Origin of the sequence: Agrobacterium sp. 719_389 (assembly GCF_900188475.1) — a bacterium.
Taxonomy (GTDB): domain Bacteria; phylum Pseudomonadota; class Alphaproteobacteria; order Rhizobiales; family Rhizobiaceae; genus Agrobacterium; species Agrobacterium radiobacter.
Window position 1 is genome coordinate 77,964 of sequence record NZ_FYEM01000006.1, and the last position, 15,866, is coordinate 93,829.

At 58.9% G+C, this 15,866-nt stretch carries 16 protein-coding genes; 10 read left to right on the top strand and 6 right to left on the bottom strand.

The window, feature by feature from the left end; all coding sequences use genetic code 11:
• Positions 1–45 precede the first annotated feature (45 nt).
• The 3 genes from CFB10_RS24210 to CFB10_RS12655 all read right to left on the bottom strand — a co-directional run bounded on the left by CFB10_RS24210 (position 46) and on the right by CFB10_RS12655 (position 2,238).
• Positions 46–249: an Rrf2 family transcriptional regulator gene (locus CFB10_RS24210; protein WP_244559864.1), complete on the bottom strand. Its 204-nt coding sequence runs from the start codon at positions 247–249 to the stop codon at positions 46–48.
• 214 nt (positions 250–463) lie between these two features.
• On the bottom strand, positions 464–1,129 hold the full coding sequence (locus CFB10_RS12650) for a class I SAM-dependent methyltransferase (RefSeq protein WP_026363902.1): 666 nt from the start codon (positions 1,127–1,129) through the stop codon (positions 464–466).
• 35 nt (positions 1,130–1,164) lie between these two features.
• Positions 1,165–2,238, bottom strand: coding sequence for an alpha/beta fold hydrolase (locus CFB10_RS12655; RefSeq protein WP_034501283.1), 1,074 nt, complete (start codon positions 2,236–2,238; stop codon positions 1,165–1,167).
• 91 nt (positions 2,239–2,329) lie between these two features.
• Between CFB10_RS12655 and CFB10_RS12660 the strand changes: the two genes are divergently transcribed.
• Positions 2,330–2,758 carry an Rrf2 family transcriptional regulator gene (locus CFB10_RS12660; RefSeq protein ID WP_020011508.1) on the top strand — a complete coding sequence of 143 codons (429 nt, stop codon included), beginning with the start codon at positions 2,330–2,332 and terminating at the stop codon, positions 2,756–2,758.
• 402 nt (positions 2,759–3,160) lie between these two features.
• On the opposite strand, the gene CFB10_RS12665 is transcribed toward CFB10_RS12660, so the two are convergent.
• On the bottom strand, positions 3,161–6,235 hold the full coding sequence (locus tag CFB10_RS12665) for an efflux RND transporter permease subunit (RefSeq protein WP_020011507.1): 3,075 nt from the start codon (positions 6,233–6,235) through the stop codon (positions 3,161–3,163).
• Positions 6,232–7,260: an efflux RND transporter periplasmic adaptor subunit gene (locus CFB10_RS12670; protein WP_170940902.1), complete on the bottom strand. Its 1,029-nt coding sequence runs from the start codon at positions 7,258–7,260 to the stop codon at positions 6,232–6,234. Before CFB10_RS12670 ends, CFB10_RS12665 begins: the two co-directional genes overlap by 4 nt.
• A 539-nt stretch (positions 7,261–7,799) precedes the next feature.
• Here CFB10_RS12670 and CFB10_RS12675 point away from each other — a divergent pair.
• The 3 genes from CFB10_RS12675 (at position 7,800) to CFB10_RS12685 (ending at position 10,385) form a co-directional block, all read left to right on the top strand.
• The gene (locus CFB10_RS12675; protein WP_020011504.1) at positions 7,800–8,207 is read left to right on the top strand and encodes a hypothetical protein; all 408 of its coding nucleotides are present in this window, start codon (positions 7,800–7,802) and stop codon (positions 8,205–8,207) included.
• Positions 8,208–8,248: 41 nt separating this feature from the next.
• Positions 8,249–9,199: a helix-turn-helix domain-containing protein gene (locus tag CFB10_RS12680; RefSeq protein ID WP_244559865.1), complete on the top strand. Its 951-nt coding sequence runs from the start codon at positions 8,249–8,251 to the stop codon at positions 9,197–9,199.
• Positions 9,200–9,434: 235 nt separating this feature from the next.
• Positions 9,435–10,385 (top strand): threonine/serine dehydratase, encoded by a 951-nt coding sequence (locus CFB10_RS12685; RefSeq protein WP_020011502.1) that lies wholly within the window; start codon positions 9,435–9,437, stop codon positions 10,383–10,385.
• A gap of 62 nt (positions 10,386–10,447) precedes the next feature.
• Here the strand turns inward: CFB10_RS12685 and CFB10_RS12690 are convergent, their stop codons facing one another.
• Entirely contained in the window at positions 10,448–10,909 is a 462-nt protein-coding gene (locus CFB10_RS12690) for a MarR family winged helix-turn-helix transcriptional regulator (protein ID WP_170940903.1), read from the bottom strand.
• 140 nt (positions 10,910–11,049) lie between these two features.
• On the opposite strand from CFB10_RS12690, the gene CFB10_RS12695 reads away from it, so the two are divergent.
• From CFB10_RS12695 to CFB10_RS12720, 6 genes are all read left to right on the top strand, one after another.
• Positions 11,050–11,808, top strand: coding sequence for an NAD(P)-dependent oxidoreductase (locus CFB10_RS12695; protein WP_020011500.1), 759 nt, complete (start codon positions 11,050–11,052; stop codon positions 11,806–11,808).
• The gene (locus CFB10_RS12700) at positions 11,801–12,607 is read left to right on the top strand and encodes an SDR family NAD(P)-dependent oxidoreductase (RefSeq protein WP_020011499.1); all 807 of its coding nucleotides are present in this window, start codon (positions 11,801–11,803) and stop codon (positions 12,605–12,607) included. Before CFB10_RS12695 ends, CFB10_RS12700 begins: the two co-directional genes overlap by 8 nt.
• On the top strand, positions 12,600–13,625 hold the full coding sequence (locus tag CFB10_RS12705; RefSeq protein WP_020011498.1) for an alpha/beta hydrolase: 1,026 nt from the start codon (positions 12,600–12,602) through the stop codon (positions 13,623–13,625). Before CFB10_RS12700 ends, CFB10_RS12705 begins: the two co-directional genes overlap by 8 nt.
• Positions 13,626–13,637: 12 nt before the next feature.
• Positions 13,638–13,970, top strand: a complete 333-nt coding sequence (locus CFB10_RS12710) for a DUF3817 domain-containing protein (protein WP_034501281.1) — start codon at positions 13,638–13,640, stop codon at positions 13,968–13,970.
• Between the two features lie 10 nt (positions 13,971–13,980).
• Positions 13,981–14,412: a CopD family protein gene (locus CFB10_RS12715; protein WP_020011496.1), complete on the top strand. Its 432-nt coding sequence runs from the start codon at positions 13,981–13,983 to the stop codon at positions 14,410–14,412.
• Positions 14,413–14,675: 263 nt separating this feature from the next.
• Positions 14,676–15,560 carry a LysR family transcriptional regulator gene (locus CFB10_RS12720; RefSeq protein WP_020011495.1) on the top strand — a complete coding sequence of 295 codons (885 nt, stop codon included), beginning with the start codon at positions 14,676–14,678 and terminating at the stop codon, positions 15,558–15,560.
• Positions 15,561–15,866 lie beyond the last annotated feature (306 nt).

Sequence of the window (15,866 nt, forward strand, 5' to 3'; positions counted from 1 at the left end):
TGCCCGAAGCGCTCTATGAACAACGCCTCTGCCTGCGCCATCGTATCAGATAGAGAGAGCTGCATTGACGTTCTTTTGCACCCGGCAGTCAGGGTGCTCATCGCGGTTCCCGATGGCGAATAGCGTCGGCCGTCCAAGGGCCTCGTAAACGGCGAGTAGGGTGATCTTGTCGAGACGTCGGGCGAGTTGCCAGCCGGCACCGTGGCCTTTCCCCGATTTGACGTAACCGCCCTCACGTATACCAGCCATCGTCCTGCGAAACACCGCCGGATTGGTGCCTATATCATAATCGCTGGCGTCGCTCTTTAAGAAGTTGGTTTGATAATGGACCTGACATGACCGCGTACAATCGGCATGCTTGTGAGGATTAGGCGTTTTGTTGCCATTAATCCCCAAATATGACGTCCGCTGTTGTGTTTCTGCTTAAAGAATCCCGGTCAAAACCACGCCGCTCGCACAGAACCTACGCATATGCGAGCCACCCTCGGAAACTAAGAGCAGTGTAGAAATTCACGACACCTTGAAAGCCGCTATCTCGCAACAACTCCTCTTCTCTGAGGGGATCCAGAATCAGGAGGCGCTCACGCATAGCCGTGCTTGCTACTTCAATTTTCTCAGGATCGGTATCCTCTGGAGTTCCATAGGAAATATGGCGGGCGATCCAAACAGATCGCTCCGGTTCGTCCTGCGGAAAGCTGACATGTGCTAACACAAAAGGGGACCCCGATCTAAGGCGCCTTTTTACGCCATTCAGAATTTTCAGGCGGGCATCTAGAGATATGTGGTGGAAAACAAGAAGGCACAATGCGCCATCAAAGGGTTCATCCGGCGCAGCGTTAATGTCACCACGATAGAGTTTGACCCGTGACGCGTACGTGCAGGTGGTCTGCTGAGCGAGACCCAACATGTCTGCAGACGGGTCGACCCCTTCGAATGTCCAGCCTCGGTTTGCTTGAGCAAGTGCATTGATTTCGAGGCCGCCCCCAGCTCCGACGACCAGTATACGAGCGTTGTCCGGAACCCTTTCACGCAGCAGCAGAGAGGCCATTCGATGCAGGCTTTGTAGTCCGGGAACCTGGCGCAGGCTCCCTTCGATGTAACCGTCCTGTCGTCCTTGGAATTCAGTCAAATCATTTCCCCCGCCCGATCTCAGGCATTGTCGATTCAGACCTCAAGCTGTTTCAAGAACGATAGAATGAGCATCGTGACTTCGGTCGGCCTTTCCTGCTGGAGCCAGTGTCCAGCACCTGCGATGACATGCGATCCAAGAAGCCTTGGGACAAGTTCCCCCATTGAAGCGATCATCATATCCATGCCGGGTATGCTGAGGCCCGAGTCGCGTTCGCCGATTGCAAACAGCGCTGGAACGGCCACGGTGCAGCCACTTGTCGCCTGTTGCAGTTCCCAGTTGCGATCAAGGTTTCGGTAGTAGTTCAAGCCACCGGTGAAGCCCGAAGCCTTGAAGGTGTCAACGAGCCGATCGAACTCCCTGGAAGGTAGCCAATCGGGCAATTCAGCCGGTAGAGGAAGGGTGGGGAGAAGGCCGGTATCTCTCCCAACCATGCCGAAAGGGTTCGGTGTCCCGTCACCTGGTTTTCTCGGGCCGGCCTCGCCGCTGGCTGCGTAGATGAGCTTGCTGAGCGTAAGGGCAACATCCCGCTCGAACTCCTCTTCTGCAAGGCCAGGCTCCTGGAAATAGAGCGCATAGAAGAGGGCCTCATCAGATTGCGGAAAAATCTTCGAAGGCGGTATCGGTGGCTGCCCCATCATCGGCACACTCAATGCGACGACGGCCCGGAACCGATCGGGGCGCATGATGGCTGCCTGCCAGGCAACGGTTGCGCCCCAATCGTGGCCGACGATGACCGCCTCGCTTTCGCCAAGCGCATCCAGAAGGGCGATGAGGTCGCCTACGCTATGATATACGGTGTACTGATCGACCTGCTGGGGCGCTTCGCTCTTGCCATAGCCACGCATGTCAGGTGCCACCGCTCGATAGCCGGCTCGAGCAAGCGCTGTGATCTGATGACGCCAGGCGTGTTTGGTTTCGGGGAAGCCGTGGCAAAGCACGACCAGCGGCCCTGTTCCCTCGTCGGCTATGCTCATGCTGATGGTACGAGTTGCGATGCTTGTCTCGTTGATTGTTCCATCCATGTAACGACCCTTATCCTCCGTATGAGGGCGCTCGGCCCAAGCGATGAACGCCGAGCTGGAAAGAAGAAACTCGCGCCGCAGCATGTTGCCTCGCATCTTTAGTGTAACTATAAGTGTTGCAGAAAACCGCGCACGTCAAGATAGCGTAACAAATTTTGTTGCGGAAAGGTCTTTCATGAAACCCGATGGCCGACTTGCTCGGATGCTCCATGTCCTCGTCCACATGGGGTTGTTGGGGGGCAAGGAAACATCTGAACGGATCGCGCAGATGCTCAACACCAATCCGGTGGTTGTCCGGCGCACACTGGGAGCCCTGCGCGAGCAAGGGATCGTCGATTCCGAAGGTGGTCGTGGCGGAGGTTGGAAGCTGAGCAGGTCTTTGGAGGAGGTGACGGTTCTTGATGTTCAGCGTGCGCTGAATGCCGGCATGATCCTGCCTGCACCCATCTCGAACGATCACCCGTCGTGCCCCGTGGAAAAGGCCTCCAACGCGATCATAGAGGCAGCACACGCCGCCGCCGAAAATCAGCTATTGGCTATGTATGCAGGCACAACACTCGCCCAGATCGCAGATGTGGCGCTATCAGAAAACCTGCAAGCCTGATTTATTAGGCGATATCAGGAACTTCAGTATGTTGCGCTGAGGCTCTAATCGCCGCTGGATGACAGTTCAGTGGCAAGTCAGGGGAGGTCGGATTTCGCACTGCCGCAGCAATCACTGGCGCACCAGGAAAGGGGCAGACTAATCTTTTTTCCGGCGCTGTCCTCTACGCTTTCGACCTGCTTTATCTCGATGGTCACGACCTGCGCGGTGTCAAGTACCGATTCACGTCGGCACCAGCTCGAGGATACAGCGACGGGGCAAGACGCGCGATCTGGCTGGCGGAAACCCTCGATGCTGCTCCACGTCGGGTGTCTCAAAAACCTTTTCGGTAAGGTCAGCACTTGGCCCGGCGAGGCGGCGGCTTTAATTATATCTGGACTCAAATATTCAGTATCGGCTCCTCTATCGCGAAGGGGGTGCGTTTGGCTCAATCGCTGACCGAGCACGCTGAAGACCTGCAGATAGACTTTCGATTGCCAGAAATAGCGCTGGCGTCGTCAGGAGCGACAGTACCGTTGCCACGATCAGGCCGCCTATCACGACGATCGCCATAGGGGCGCGGAACCCGCCGCCGACGGCAGCCCCCAATGCGCTCGGCAGCATGCCTGCCACCATCGCCAGTGTGGTCATCAGGATTGGCCGCGCGCGGGTGCGGCAGGCATGAACGATGGCGTCCGCTGCCAACATCCCCTGATCCTCGCCGATCTTGGCGAAGTCTACTAGAAGGATCGCATTCTTGGCGACGATTCCCATCAGCATGAGAACACCAATCAGCACGGGCATATTGATCGGTGTTCCGGTCAAGAACAATGCAAGGATCGCGCCCGTCAGGGCCAACGGCAGAGACAGGAGGATGATCAGGGGCTGACGAATGCCCGAGAACAACAACACCAAGACGGCGAACATCAGCAGCAACCCGAGGCCCAAAGCGCCGATGAAGCCGCTCATGATCTCACCCATTAGTTCCCCATCGCCGGCAGCCTGGATCGAAACGCCAGACGACAACGCTTGCACCTCTTCAGAGGCACGAATTCCAGTGAGCGCCGTGCCGAGGGTCTGCCCGGCGGCGAGGTCAGCGCCGACCAGAACGCGGCGTTGACGGTCATATCGTTCAATCGACGAAGGCCCCCCTTGCCAACGAACGTCGGCAACGGCGGAGAGCGGAACAGGCCGTCCATCGATGCGTGCCACCGGGAGTGCGCGCAGCAATTCGATGTCACGCCGGGCGGCGGCATTCAGACGTATGCGGATGGGGACCAGACGGTCCTCAGCCTTGAATTTCGGCAACAGGATGTCCGCGTCGCCCACCGCGGCCAGGCGCACCGCATCAGCAATCTGCACGGTAGAGATATCGAGCCGGGAGGCATCAGGCAGCCGCGGTGTGATATGGATCTCGCTACGCGTAAGGCCAGAATCGGAGGCAATGTTCGCCAGCCCTATGTCCCGCATCCGCGTCTCGACCAGGGATGCGGCTTCCCGCAACCGCTCGGGCGAAACCGCAGCGACCGAGATCTCCACCTCGCGCCCGAGATTGCTATTCAGCGGCCACGCCCGCAAATCCGGCAGGGTGTGCAAAAGATCGCGAACGGCAAGCTGCACCTGACGCTGACTGCTCTGGCGCTCTTCCCTCGGCTTCAGATGGACGATCAGGGTGGAAAGTCGAAGCTCCTGCCTTCCAGAAGGTGACACACCGCCTTCTACCAGAACATGCGCCACGTCGGGTAGTTCGGCCCGCATGCTTCTGGCCATTGCATCCGTCCGATCGGCCAGTTGTTCGAGCGTTACGCCGGGAGAGGCTTCTACGGCGAATATCAGCCGTCCTGTATCTTCCGCCGGCACTAGGTCATCCGGCAACTGACTGGCAGCCGCCAGCGACAGCGCAAAACCCAGGACGCTGACGATGATCACCGTACCTTTCCAGCGCACCACCCAGCCCAGTGTACGCGCATACCAGGCGGTCGATGAGACAGGGGGAGTCTCCTCGGATAGCGGCCTTGTCAAAGGGCGCAGTAGGTTGGCCGCCATGATGGGTGTAATCAATCGGGCCACCAGCAGGGAGATCATAACCGATACCGAAACCGTCAGACCGAACTGCTTGAAGTATTGGCCTGTGACGCCGCTCATGAAGCCGACCGGCGCGAACACCACGGCGACACTGGTCGAAATGGCCATCACCGCTAGGCCAATTTCGGCGGTGGCGTCAATTGTGGCCTGCCGGGGCGTCTTGCCCATGTGCATGTGCCGCTCGATGTTCTCGATCTCGACGATGGCGTCGTCGACCAGAATGCCAGTCACCAGCGTCACACCAAGGAGGCTGAGTATGTTCAGAGTAAAGCCCGCCAAATCGAGCACCCAGAAGGTCGGAATGATGGCGAGCGGCAGGGAGGTCGCAGCGATCAGGGTAGCGCGCCAGTCGCGCAGAAAGACGAAGACCACGAATACGGCCAGCGCCGCGCCTTCGAGCAGCGTGCTCATCGCCGCGTCGAAGGTTTCCTGGGTCGGGCTGACAGTCTCGTCTATGCGCGTGAATGTGATGTCCGGAGCCAAAGCCTGCAGTGTCGGCAGCGCATTGGCGACCGCACGCGCCACCGCGATCTCGTCGGCGCCACGCGCTCGGAACACGGAGAAGGCCACCGCGGCCTGCTCGCCATCGCGGCGCAGGAAAGTATGTGCTTCCGCAGTCGTATCCGTGACACGTGCGATGTCACCGAGACGTATGCTGCGTCCGGCTAGCGGCAGGGACGTGTCGGCCAGTTCCTCGACCGATCGGGCGCGCGCCAGAATGCGTACCGGCTGCTGGCTATTCGCCGCATTCCAATGTCCGGCGGGCAGGTCTATGCGGCCGCCTCGCAGGGCATTTTGCACCTCGCTGACAGTCACGCCGAGGGACAATAGTCGATCCGGATGCAAGGCAATTTCAATCTCCCTTGCACTCCCGCCCCGGCGCACGACATCGCCGACACCGGGCAATCCGCGCAGGTGCTGTGAAACGGCATCGTCGATGAACCACGACAGCTCTGCAAGCGATCTGTTCGGTGACGCAACCTGCCAAGTCACCAGTGCCACACCTTCCGTATCGACCTTGGAAACGATCGGGGCGTCGATGTCGGCGGGCAGTTGGCTGCGAAGTGCATCGACGCGGCTCTTGACTTCGAACAGAGCGGTGTCGGGCGCCACATTCAGTTGGAACTCGACTCTCGTGGAGGAAAGTCCATCGGTGATCGACGAACTCACATGGCGTATGCCGGTGATCCCCGCCACCGCGTTCTCGACCAGACGTGCCACGTCCGTTTCCAGTTCTTCGGGCGCGGCTCCGGGCTGCGAAATGGCCACGTTGACCAGCGGCAGGTCGATGTTGGGAGTGCGCCCGACAGGCAATGACTGGAAGGACGACACACCCAGCAACATCAGCAAAACAAACAACACGATCGAGGGGACGGGCTTTCGGATTGCCCAAGCGGAAATATTAAGGTTCATCGCGCGATGTCCTTTGCATCACCGCCGACTGCTGCGACCCGAATTGGATCGCCATCGCGCAGCAACGAACCCGATATCGCCACGACGGCATCGCCGGCCTTTAGCCCCCCGACAACCTCAGCATGCTCACTGTTTTGCGCGCCCACTGCCACGGCGCGCCGCACGGCCTTACCGTCCGAAACGACGAACACATAGGCTCCCTGCTGGTCGAACAGCAGGCTGGATTGTGGAATGGCCAAGAGATCGGCACTGCCGATCCGCAGACGGGCACTCGCCCCTGCACCGGAGACAAGGCCCGCGGGCGCGTAGTCCAGACTTATCCAGGCGCGGCCCATTCGGGTCTTGCCGTCCAGTGCCGCGGACAGGCGGCGTACTGTGCCCGAGATGACCGGCCCCTCTGCCAGGGTGATGTCGGCGCTCTGGCCGACGCTGGTCTGGCGCCATGTCGTTTCGCTCAGGTCGGCCACCAGTTCCATGACGCTCTCAGCGGCGATCTCGAAGAGGGGCTTTTCGTTCGCGACCTCGCCGATTTCGATGTGTCGTCGCTGCAGCAATCCCGCCACCGGCGCACGAACTTCAGCCCGTGCAAGATCGATTTCCAAGGCACGTACGCGCGCCAGCGCCGCAGCATGGCTGGCCACCGCCGCATCGGCATCTCTGCGTGATACCGTGCCGCTCGTTTTGAGAGCCTCCGCACGCGCCAGTGCCTGTTCGGCACGGTGCAGCTCTCCGCGCGCGCCATCAAGTTCGGCGCTCTGCCGCTCGGACGACAGGCGTGCCAGAATCTGGCCGGATCGTACCGTCTGGCCCTCTTCAGCTAACAGTTCAATCACCACTAGGCCGGGCGTTTGCGCATGAACCAGCGCTACACGGCGTGGTGTCACCGTACCGATCAGTGTGAGGGAAGACGCCAAGGGCAGGACTTGCGCGTGCACGATGCTGACCACCTGCGCTGCTTCACTGGAAGCCTGAGGCTCATCCCCGTCTTGGCAGCCTTGCAGGATCAACAATGTAAGCAGCAGCAAGGGCCATTTTGGGATAGAATGAAGAGGCATGTAAAACCGTCCTTGAGGAAGCTGATCCGGCGCACAGCAGGATCAGCTCGGATTGCACCGCCGCGGCCTGAACCGGCGCCGGCAGTGAGGTGAGCGCTGTGAGGGACAATTGCCGGGGTTCACGCTGGAAAGGCCTGAAGCTCAAGCGCGCGCATGCTGATCTCTTGCAATTGGTCACCGTCAGTAAACCGCTCTCAGATACCTTGGCCGGCTAAGCGCTGCATCGAACGATCCCGCCATCATATCTCTCGAACCGGCCATTCTGCTGGTTGAGCGGGAGATTTCGGGCGCCCCAGAGATGATGTTGGGGAAATGCTGACGGCGAGCGCGAAGACTTCGCTGTGGCAGAATCTCGGCATTTGTTGGCAGGACTGCGAGAGCGGTGGGGACGCCATCTCTGATACAAATGAGCGAGGCAGTTATGTCCTGTGGACCGAGCGTTGACCCAATTGCGGTTTCGGCATTCAGCGGCTCCCGGCAACTCGCCTGTCAACGAAAGGTAATAGACGATGCTCCTGGATGATTCTCGCTTTCCGCTCGTATTCTTGCGCGCTCATGAGGAGCCTCACTCGTCCTTCGATGAGCAGATGGAGAGAAACGAGCTGTTTGAGCGCCTCTTGGCCAAGGAGTTGCCGTTCGTCCTGATTGCAGATCATCCTGAGCACGACCACGAGAACGAAACGTCCGAAGAACGCAAGGCAAAGGCGTTGTTCTTCAAGCGTATGAAGGATCGCATGAATAAATATTGTGTCGGGTTGATCGTGATAGAGGGCCAATCGCCGATAAGCACCGCGACACGTATTGCCGCCGCAGGAATCAGCAAAGCGTTAGGTTTTTCTGTTCAGTTTGCACCCGACGAGGAGTCTGCTGCGGCCAAAGGGGCGGACTTGCTTGAAAAAAAACGCTGCTTGAGGTGAACCAATGTTGCTAACATGGGTGCATAGGAGGAAACGCGCGGTTGACGCGCCAAACCCATTTTAGCGCGGATGAGAGCAGAGATTGGAAAAAGAGGATGCAATTTCCATACCCGCCCAGCATTGACGAAGTGGATGCGATCCTACGGCCAGTCGTCAGTCTCATCTCCGAAGCGACATTCGTCGGTGAGACGAAACCTCATCACCATAAGAAGGCACAACTAATGTATGTCATCAGTGGTGTGCTGACGATGCAGGCAGCAAATGGGATCTGGACGGTGCCTCCGCATTGTGCCTTGTGGATACCAGGCGGTGTGCCCCATGCAGGCAGGATGGCTGGTCACATCAAGATTGCAAGTCTGTACATTGATCCGGCATTCGTTGCTCCACTTGATCAGGATTGCGGTATCCTCTTTGTTCAACCGTTCCTGCGTGAACTCATATTACGGTTCGATACTGAGGTGTCTCTTGCCAAGATCGATGGTGAACGCGAGGCGCGTTTGATATCCGTTCTTCTCGACGAGTTGGCGGCGGCGCCTCTGGAGCCAATCCATTTGCCGATGCCGAAGGATAAGAGGCTCGTCCGATTGACCGAGTCGATGATTGAAAGCCCAGGCGTGCGCTTTACTATCGACGAATGGGGAGCCCGCGTTGGAGCGAGCAATAGAACGTTGAGCCGACTGTTTCAGCGCGAAACGGGTATGTCGTTCGTTCGATGGCGCCAGCAATTGCATGTCGGCCTCGCTCTGCAACGACTTGCTCAAGGCGATTCGGTCACGAATATCGCGACCGATCTCGGGTATGAGAGTGTCAGCGCGTTTATTTCGATGTTCAGACGCATGCTCGGGACGACGCCAGCGCGCTACTTTGGTGAGGCGACTTCCGCAACATCGGGCCGCGACGACAGAAGAACGCTCGTCCATAACAAGGTGGGCGACAGCGTACCTCTGAAAACTGAGCTTGCTCCGAATGTGATTCCGCTCAGAATGCCATAAGAACCAAGCTGTTTCCGGAAGGAAACCTTCGCGCAACTCCCGTACGAGGTAAGCGTATCTACGAGTGGCCGGCCGCCGGCGCGTGGCGAATTAGGTTCCGCTTGCAGTATTGCGAGTTCCATTTGAAGTGCTTTGCCGCTGGCCCGATAGCCACGCGGCAAACACCATGCATATTCAGTCGTTTCGCGTTGGGTATCGCCGCGAAATCAGTCCAAACTTTTTCTGGAGAACACTTATGAGCACGCCATCGTTTCCGTCCGTCGATGGGATTTCACGCGCTATTGCGAAGATCGACCCTGTGTTCCTTCGCTCACCTCTTCTGGAGCAATCAACGGCAAACGCTCCATTGGGATGCAAACTGCTGGCAAAAATCGAGACACTTAACCCGATCCGGTCATTCAAGGGGCGCGGCGCAGGCTGGTGGATGGCCAATCTGCAAGACGATGGCAGGACAATCGTCTCCGCATCGGCCGGAAACTTCGGCCAGGGACTGGCATACGCTGCTACCCATCGAGGCAGGAAACTGGTGATCTTTTCCTCAGTGAACGCGAATCCCCTGAAAATTGCTGCGATGCGTAGATTCGGTGCGGAAGTCGTGCTGCAAGGAAACGACTTCGATGCTGCAAAGCTCGCGGCCGAAGCATTTGCCGGCAGGGAGGGCTTCCTGTTTGTGGAGGACGGCGCAGAGAGAGATATCGCAGAGGGAGCCGGGACAATCGCCAAGGAGCTGACCGATTCTTTGCCGGGGGAAACAAAACTCGACGCTGTTTTGGTGCCTCTGGGCAACGGTGCCCTGCTCACCGGGATCGGCACCTGGATGCGGCATGCGATGCCGAATTGCAAGGTAGTCGGTGTCGTTGCGGAAGCAGCGCCTGCCATGAAGATTTCGTGGAAAAGAGAACGGATTGTTACGACAGAAACAGCGCGGACCGCAGCGGACGGAATTGCGGTACGTGTCCCGGTGCCCTACGCGCTCAAGTCGATGCGCGGACTTGTGGACGACATTATTGCAGTAGACGAAGCTAAGATTCAGGAGGCTATGGCTTTTTGCCTGAGACATTATGGAGTGGTCGTAGAGCCCGCCGGAGCTGTGGGTGTATCAGCGCTTCTTCTTGATCCGGATCCGTGGAGAGGGCGGTTGGTTGCGACTGTCCTTTGCGGAGGCAACGTTGCAATAGACGTTTGAGTGACGATTTGAATGGAGATGATGACGAATCTCAGGATTATGACGCTGTCACTCAGAGTTGCTTACGTGCTGGTTGACCGCTGACGTTCAGAGGAATCACGCCACGGTTGCTTCAACGTCGGATCGACAGGAACTGCTTTAGTCAGCAATTCAAGAAGTTCGTGCTTCTCCGATAGGGCAAGCGTGGCAAATGGCGTTGCAGTGGTGATTGCGTGCAACAACTGGTCTCTCACTGCTTTCCCGGCCGCAAGCATGACGACGACCCGGCTGCGCCTGTCCGTCGATGTCTGCTGCCTGGCAACGAAGCCCCTGGCTTCCAGCTTGGCCACCAGCCCGGTGATCGTCGCCTTGTCTACATATCTGAGCGACGCAAGCTGCCCCATCGTCGGAGGCTGATCAGGGTCGATTTGCCACAGCAGATTTGCGAGTGGGGCGGACAGACCTAGTTCGTTCATAGCCTGCGCGGTCGCCGCTTCGACATGCGCGGCGAGTCGCAATGAACGGTCAACAAGCTGGTAGGTCAAATCGAAATCCACTCGGGTCATGACAAAGAGTATAGTTTGGCCGCCAAACCTTGACAATCGAAGGTCGATCCTTACAAATGGTTTGGCCGCCAAACTAAAATCGTCGCGTGGATCGCATCTGCGTCACTCCAGGATAATTGATGTCTTTTGCCAGCACCGCGCTTGCAACCTGCAAGGCCAACGTCACCAAAGAAGAGTCCCTGCAGCGGGACGACCCGAATAGCTTGACGGTTGGGCGGAAGCGTCTTTTCGTGGTCGGCGCAACCGGCCGCGTCGGCAGCCTGGTTGTCGATCAGGCCCTTGCTGCCGGACACTCCGTCACGGCTTTCGTCAGAGATCCAGCGCGGCTCCCACCGCATCGGAACCTCTCCATCGTTACGGGTCAGGTGGCAGAAGATCTGGAGCCGCTCGCAGCAGCCATCAAGGGGCATGATGCTGCGATTTCCGCGCTTGGCAACCCGCTCTGGCTCAAAGGATTGCGGGGACCAGCGATAATGGAGGCCTCCTTCCGGAATCTGACTATTGCGATGGGACGGGCTGGTATCCGCCGCATCGTTGCGCCGCTTGCGTGGGGCGCCGGGGCGAGCCGCGAGCCTTCCGGTCTACTCGTGCGGCTTATAGCGGCCACACTGATTAGGAGGGATTACCGTGATTTCGACGCTGTCGAGGTGATCCTACGGGAAAGCCCCGTCGACTTCACGATCGCCTATTTCGGGGCGCTGACAGATGGACCGGCAACGACCGATTGGTCTGCATCGCCATACCTTGAGACGCCCAGGCGCCTTCGGATCGCTCGCGCTGATGTCGCCGCATTCCTCGTCGCCGCAGCGACTGACGCCCACTCGACCGCGTGCAGACGTGTGGTGCTGAGTGGAGGAGGCGGACAGGCGCATGGATGATCTGAAAGGCAAAACGATCGTCATTACCGGGGCAAGTTCAGGGACAGGCGCAGCAGCAGCCCGGATATTGCACGCGCTTGGCGCAAACGTTGTCCCGATCGGAGGCTCGCGTGAAAAGACCGAACGAGAGGCACACGACCTCGGCGTTCCCGTGCGTACCATAAACCTGCTCGACCTCGGCGATATCAGGCGGTGTGTCGAGAGCCTGCGCGCCGACCTGCCGCGCATCGATATTCTCGCGCTAAATGCAGGAGGTGTTGTCGCCAGACATGACCGAACTCGCGACGGAATCGAGCCTAATCTCCAGTTGAATGCAATTGGCCCATGGCTACTTCTTCAGGGACTGGCTGATCGCATTGAGGGTGGGCGCGTCTTGGCGACGTCGTCGCGTACTCATACCACTGCGACGGTCGATCCTAGCCATCTCGACCGAACCGATGGGTTGAGCTGGCATCGGGTCTATGCCCGTTCCAAGCTGGTAGGCGGCATTCTTCTGCGCGAGTTCGGCCGACGTCACCCCGAAGTCGATGTGGGGGACTTTCATCCCGGCCTGATCGCCAGCGACATGGGCCGCTACATGGGGCTGCTGGGAAGTGTGCTGAAGGTCGTCTGCCGCCCGCTGCTGGGGAGCCCCAAGGATGGCGCGCGCCGCCTGATACACCTTGCCGCCAGAGAGCAGTCTCTCTCTGGTGGCTACTTCTGCGACGACCGTCCAGCGAGAGGCTCACCGCAACTAAATGATCCGGCTTTGGGTGCTGTCCTTTGGTCGCTTGCGGAAAGGCTGACCGATCATGGTTGACGTTCAGAACGTGCACGACGAGTATATGTCTACGGTCGCAGCAAATGGGTGGAACGATAACCTCGGGTTCACGAGCGAGGCGATCGCCGAAGCAGCGCAGCTCGCCGCCACGAAATGGCGCAAAATACCGCGGCTCAACTTCGAGAGTAAGTTTCAGGTCCATTTGCTCCGGCTATTGATGCCCATGGTCGGCCGATTGATCAGCCCGGCCAGAAAGGCCGGGTTGAAGCCCAAGCGCCTTGTCGTCGGGCCAGCGGAAGCGCCAGTTCGCATCAGGCTGATCGAACCGCTAGAAGAGCCAATAGGCATCGTGGTCGATATTCATGGAGGCGCCTGGACCACCTTCGCGGCGATCAATGATGACCCGCTCACCGTGCCGATCGTTGAGGCCGGATTTGTCGTGGCCAGTGTAGATTACCGCCTGATCCCTGAGCACCGGCTGGAAGACGCGATTAGTGACTGCATGCATGCAGTTGAGTGGGCTCTGAGCGAGGCCTGTGCCCGCTATAATGTTCGCGACGTGTTTCTGCATGGAGATTCGGCGGGCGCTCATCTGGCGCTTTGCGCCGCCTTGCGGATCCAGCGCTCCAAATATCGTCCGCCCCTGTCCGGTCTAGTTCTGTTTTTCGGAGCCTTTGATATGTCTGGCACGCCATCGGTCCGGGCGGCTGACAAGAGCGCGCTGATGCTCGATGGTCCGTCGCTGCAGCCACTATTTCGAAGGGTTTCCGGTCGCAAGAACGAGGCCGAGCTACGCGATCCCGCCATTTCGCCGCTCTATGCCGATCTTGCCGGCCTTCCGCCGAGTTTGCTTGTCGTTGGAACCAACGACCCTCTCCTTGATGACACACGCTTGCTGCACGCCGCGATACTGGCAGGCGGAGCAAAAGCGGACCTCCTTCTCGCGCCGAATGCGCCTCACGCGTTTAATCGACTCCCGATCAAGATGGCGGAAGAGGCAAACGCCCACACCCGGCACTGGATGAAAGAGCACACCATGAAACAATCGAAGGCTTGAAGGAGACCCGTGATGCCATCGCAAGATCAGAAGGAAGAATTAGCGCAACTTCGCAGGATGCGCGTGGTTTCCCTGCTGGAAGGAACGACGCTTCTGTTGCTCGTCTTCGTCGCCGTTCCTCTGAAGCATCTCGTCGGCTACCCAACGGCAACACGCGTTATGGGGCCGGTTCACGGCATCGCCTTCGTTCTCTATATCTGGATGCTCTTCCAGACGGTGATGATTGGTAAATGGTCTCGCCGCGACGCCGCCCGGATGGCGGTCGCAGCCTTTATCCCTTTCGGCGCTTTCCTCAACGAGCGGCTGCTGGCACGCCGTCAGTCCAACCTGTCGGCTTCGGTTTAAGGTTGTCCGGATGGATTATCTCTGGCTGAAAGCCCTGCACATTGCCGCCGTAGTAACGTGGATCGGGGGCATGCTGATCGTCGCCGTAACATTGGCCGCTGTCGTTGACGTTCGCGGGCAGCAGGAGATCGCAACCCGATCAGTATTTCTGGAGCGCGTGCGCCGCTGGGACCGGAGCGTCACGTCGCCAGCCATGCTTCTTGCCTGGGCTTTAGGATTGATCCTTGCGATCACCGGCGGCTGGTTTCAAGACGGATGGATGATGGCCAAGATCGGCCTGGTGTTGTTGCTGTCCGCTGTCCATGGCGTCATGACCGGAAGGCTGCGGCGGCTTTCACGCAGTCAGGCCCCCCTCGCTCCAGGCCTTATGCAATACGCAGGGCCGGCGCTCCTATTAGTAACGCTGCTCATTGTCGTCCTCGTGGTCATCAAACCCATCTAAGCCGAAATCGAGACGACAACGCTGAGCATGATTTTTGGAGTAATGAGATGAATAAAAATCGCCGCCCAGATGCTTCCAGTTCGTTTCTCGGTTGGCAGGCCGAGAGTGAGCAATGGATATCGGCGGAAGAGACGAGCCTGTGTATCAGGGGATGCATTAGCGACATCACGGCCAAAATCTCGTGAGCGCAAATCATGCGGCGCAAGCGTCCTAAAGATGGGCATCCTCCGTCTCTCGCAAGGCCCTTTAATGGTCGCATCCCGATGGTCGCTTTGGTTCACATCCTCGCCGTCGCGGAATATCTCAGCTTCCACCGCGCAGCTCAGGCGCTCGGCACCAGCCAGTCGAGTGTCAGCGCACGGATCAAGGCACTGGAGGGAGACCTCGGTATCATCCTATTCGACCGCAATACGCGCGGTGTCCGCCTCACCGAAGCCGGACGCCGCTTCGTTGACCAAGTGGATGACGCCCTGGGCATCCTCGACCGTGCGATCAAGACCGCTGGGATGCAGGCGCGTGGCGAAGACGGCGAGCTTCGGATCGGTGTCTACGCTCTTACGGCAGGCTGCTTCCTCGACCTTCTTTTTGAGCGGTTTAACACCGAGAATCCTGGCATCTGCTTGCACTTCACCGAAGGCACGGCCCGCGATGCACAACTGATGGTACGTGAAGGACTGCTTGATGTCGCCTTCATGGCTGATGTTCGCGAAATCGCCGATCTCAATTCGCGTGTGATCTGGCGCGATCGTCTTATGGTGGCGCTGCCGGTAGAGCATCCGTTGACCGCGCAACCCGATGTCGAATGGCGGCAGCTCGTGGCTGAAACCTTTCTCGTCCGCCACGGTGGCACCGGCCCGCAGCTTCACGACTTGATTGTAGCTCGCTCTTCCGGGAAGTGGGTGACACCAACGATCCGTCGCGCTAATGTTGGCCGTGGCGCGCTGTTATCGATGATCGCAGCCGGGCATGGCATTTCGCTCTTCGTCACGGAAGGGGCAGCAGCCAGCAAAGCGAATGTCGTGTTCCTGCCAATCCGCGACGAATTTGAGCCCCTCGCTTTTTCTGCCGTCTGGTCACCGTCCAACCGCAACCCCGCGCTCGTGAAACTGCTAGCCATGACGACGGAGTCTGACCGACCTGGCCGGTAGACCTATTCGTAGCCGACGCGAACGATGCAACTTCGGCTTGACCACCGATTAATCGTGCCAAACGCATCGGATCTCTCTTCGTCCGACTCCAGCCAGTAGGTACGCGACGCGATGGTGCAGCGCCGAGACGCTACCCGCCAGCAGAATGACCGCGTCTTCTCCAACGCCTTCTCGCCATCTTGCGCGAGCGCGAGTTGGCTCGCGTCGACGCGGAGGGTCGCCGAATAGGCTGCGAACTTGCGGACGTGGTGCAAGCCGACCGTCCGATTTGCCGCCGATAGTATCCGGTAGCCCAAGGAACAGGCC

Coding starts and splice junctions, on each gene's coding strand:
- CFB10_RS12655 (WP_034501283.1), bottom strand. CDS start 2,238: ATGCTGCGGCGCGAGTTTCTTCTTTCCAGCTCGGCGTTCATCGCTTGG.
- CFB10_RS12685 (WP_020011502.1), top strand. CDS start 9,435: ATGAGCACGCCATCGTTTCCGTCCGTCGATGGGATTTCACGCGCTATT.
- CFB10_RS12695 (WP_020011500.1), top strand. CDS start 11,050: ATGTCTTTTGCCAGCACCGCGCTTGCAACCTGCAAGGCCAACGTCACC.
- CFB10_RS12720 (WP_020011495.1), top strand. CDS start 14,676: ATGGTCGCTTTGGTTCACATCCTCGCCGTCGCGGAATATCTCAGCTTC.
- CFB10_RS12675 (WP_020011504.1), top strand. CDS start 7,800: ATGCTCCTGGATGATTCTCGCTTTCCGCTCGTATTCTTGCGCGCTCAT.
- CFB10_RS12660 (WP_020011508.1), top strand. CDS start 2,330: ATGAAACCCGATGGCCGACTTGCTCGGATGCTCCATGTCCTCGTCCAC.
- CFB10_RS24210 (WP_244559864.1), bottom strand. CDS start 249: ATGGCTGGTATACGTGAGGGCGGTTACGTCAAATCGGGGAAAGGCCAC.
- CFB10_RS12715 (WP_020011496.1), top strand. CDS start 13,981: ATGGATTATCTCTGGCTGAAAGCCCTGCACATTGCCGCCGTAGTAACG.
- CFB10_RS12705 (WP_020011498.1), top strand. CDS start 12,600: ATGGTTGACGTTCAGAACGTGCACGACGAGTATATGTCTACGGTCGCA.
- CFB10_RS12710 (WP_034501281.1), top strand. CDS start 13,638: ATGCCATCGCAAGATCAGAAGGAAGAATTAGCGCAACTTCGCAGGATG.
- CFB10_RS12700 (WP_020011499.1), top strand. CDS start 11,801: ATGGATGATCTGAAAGGCAAAACGATCGTCATTACCGGGGCAAGTTCA.
- CFB10_RS12665 (WP_020011507.1), bottom strand. CDS start 6,235: ATGAACCTTAATATTTCCGCTTGGGCAATCCGAAAGCCCGTCCCCTCG.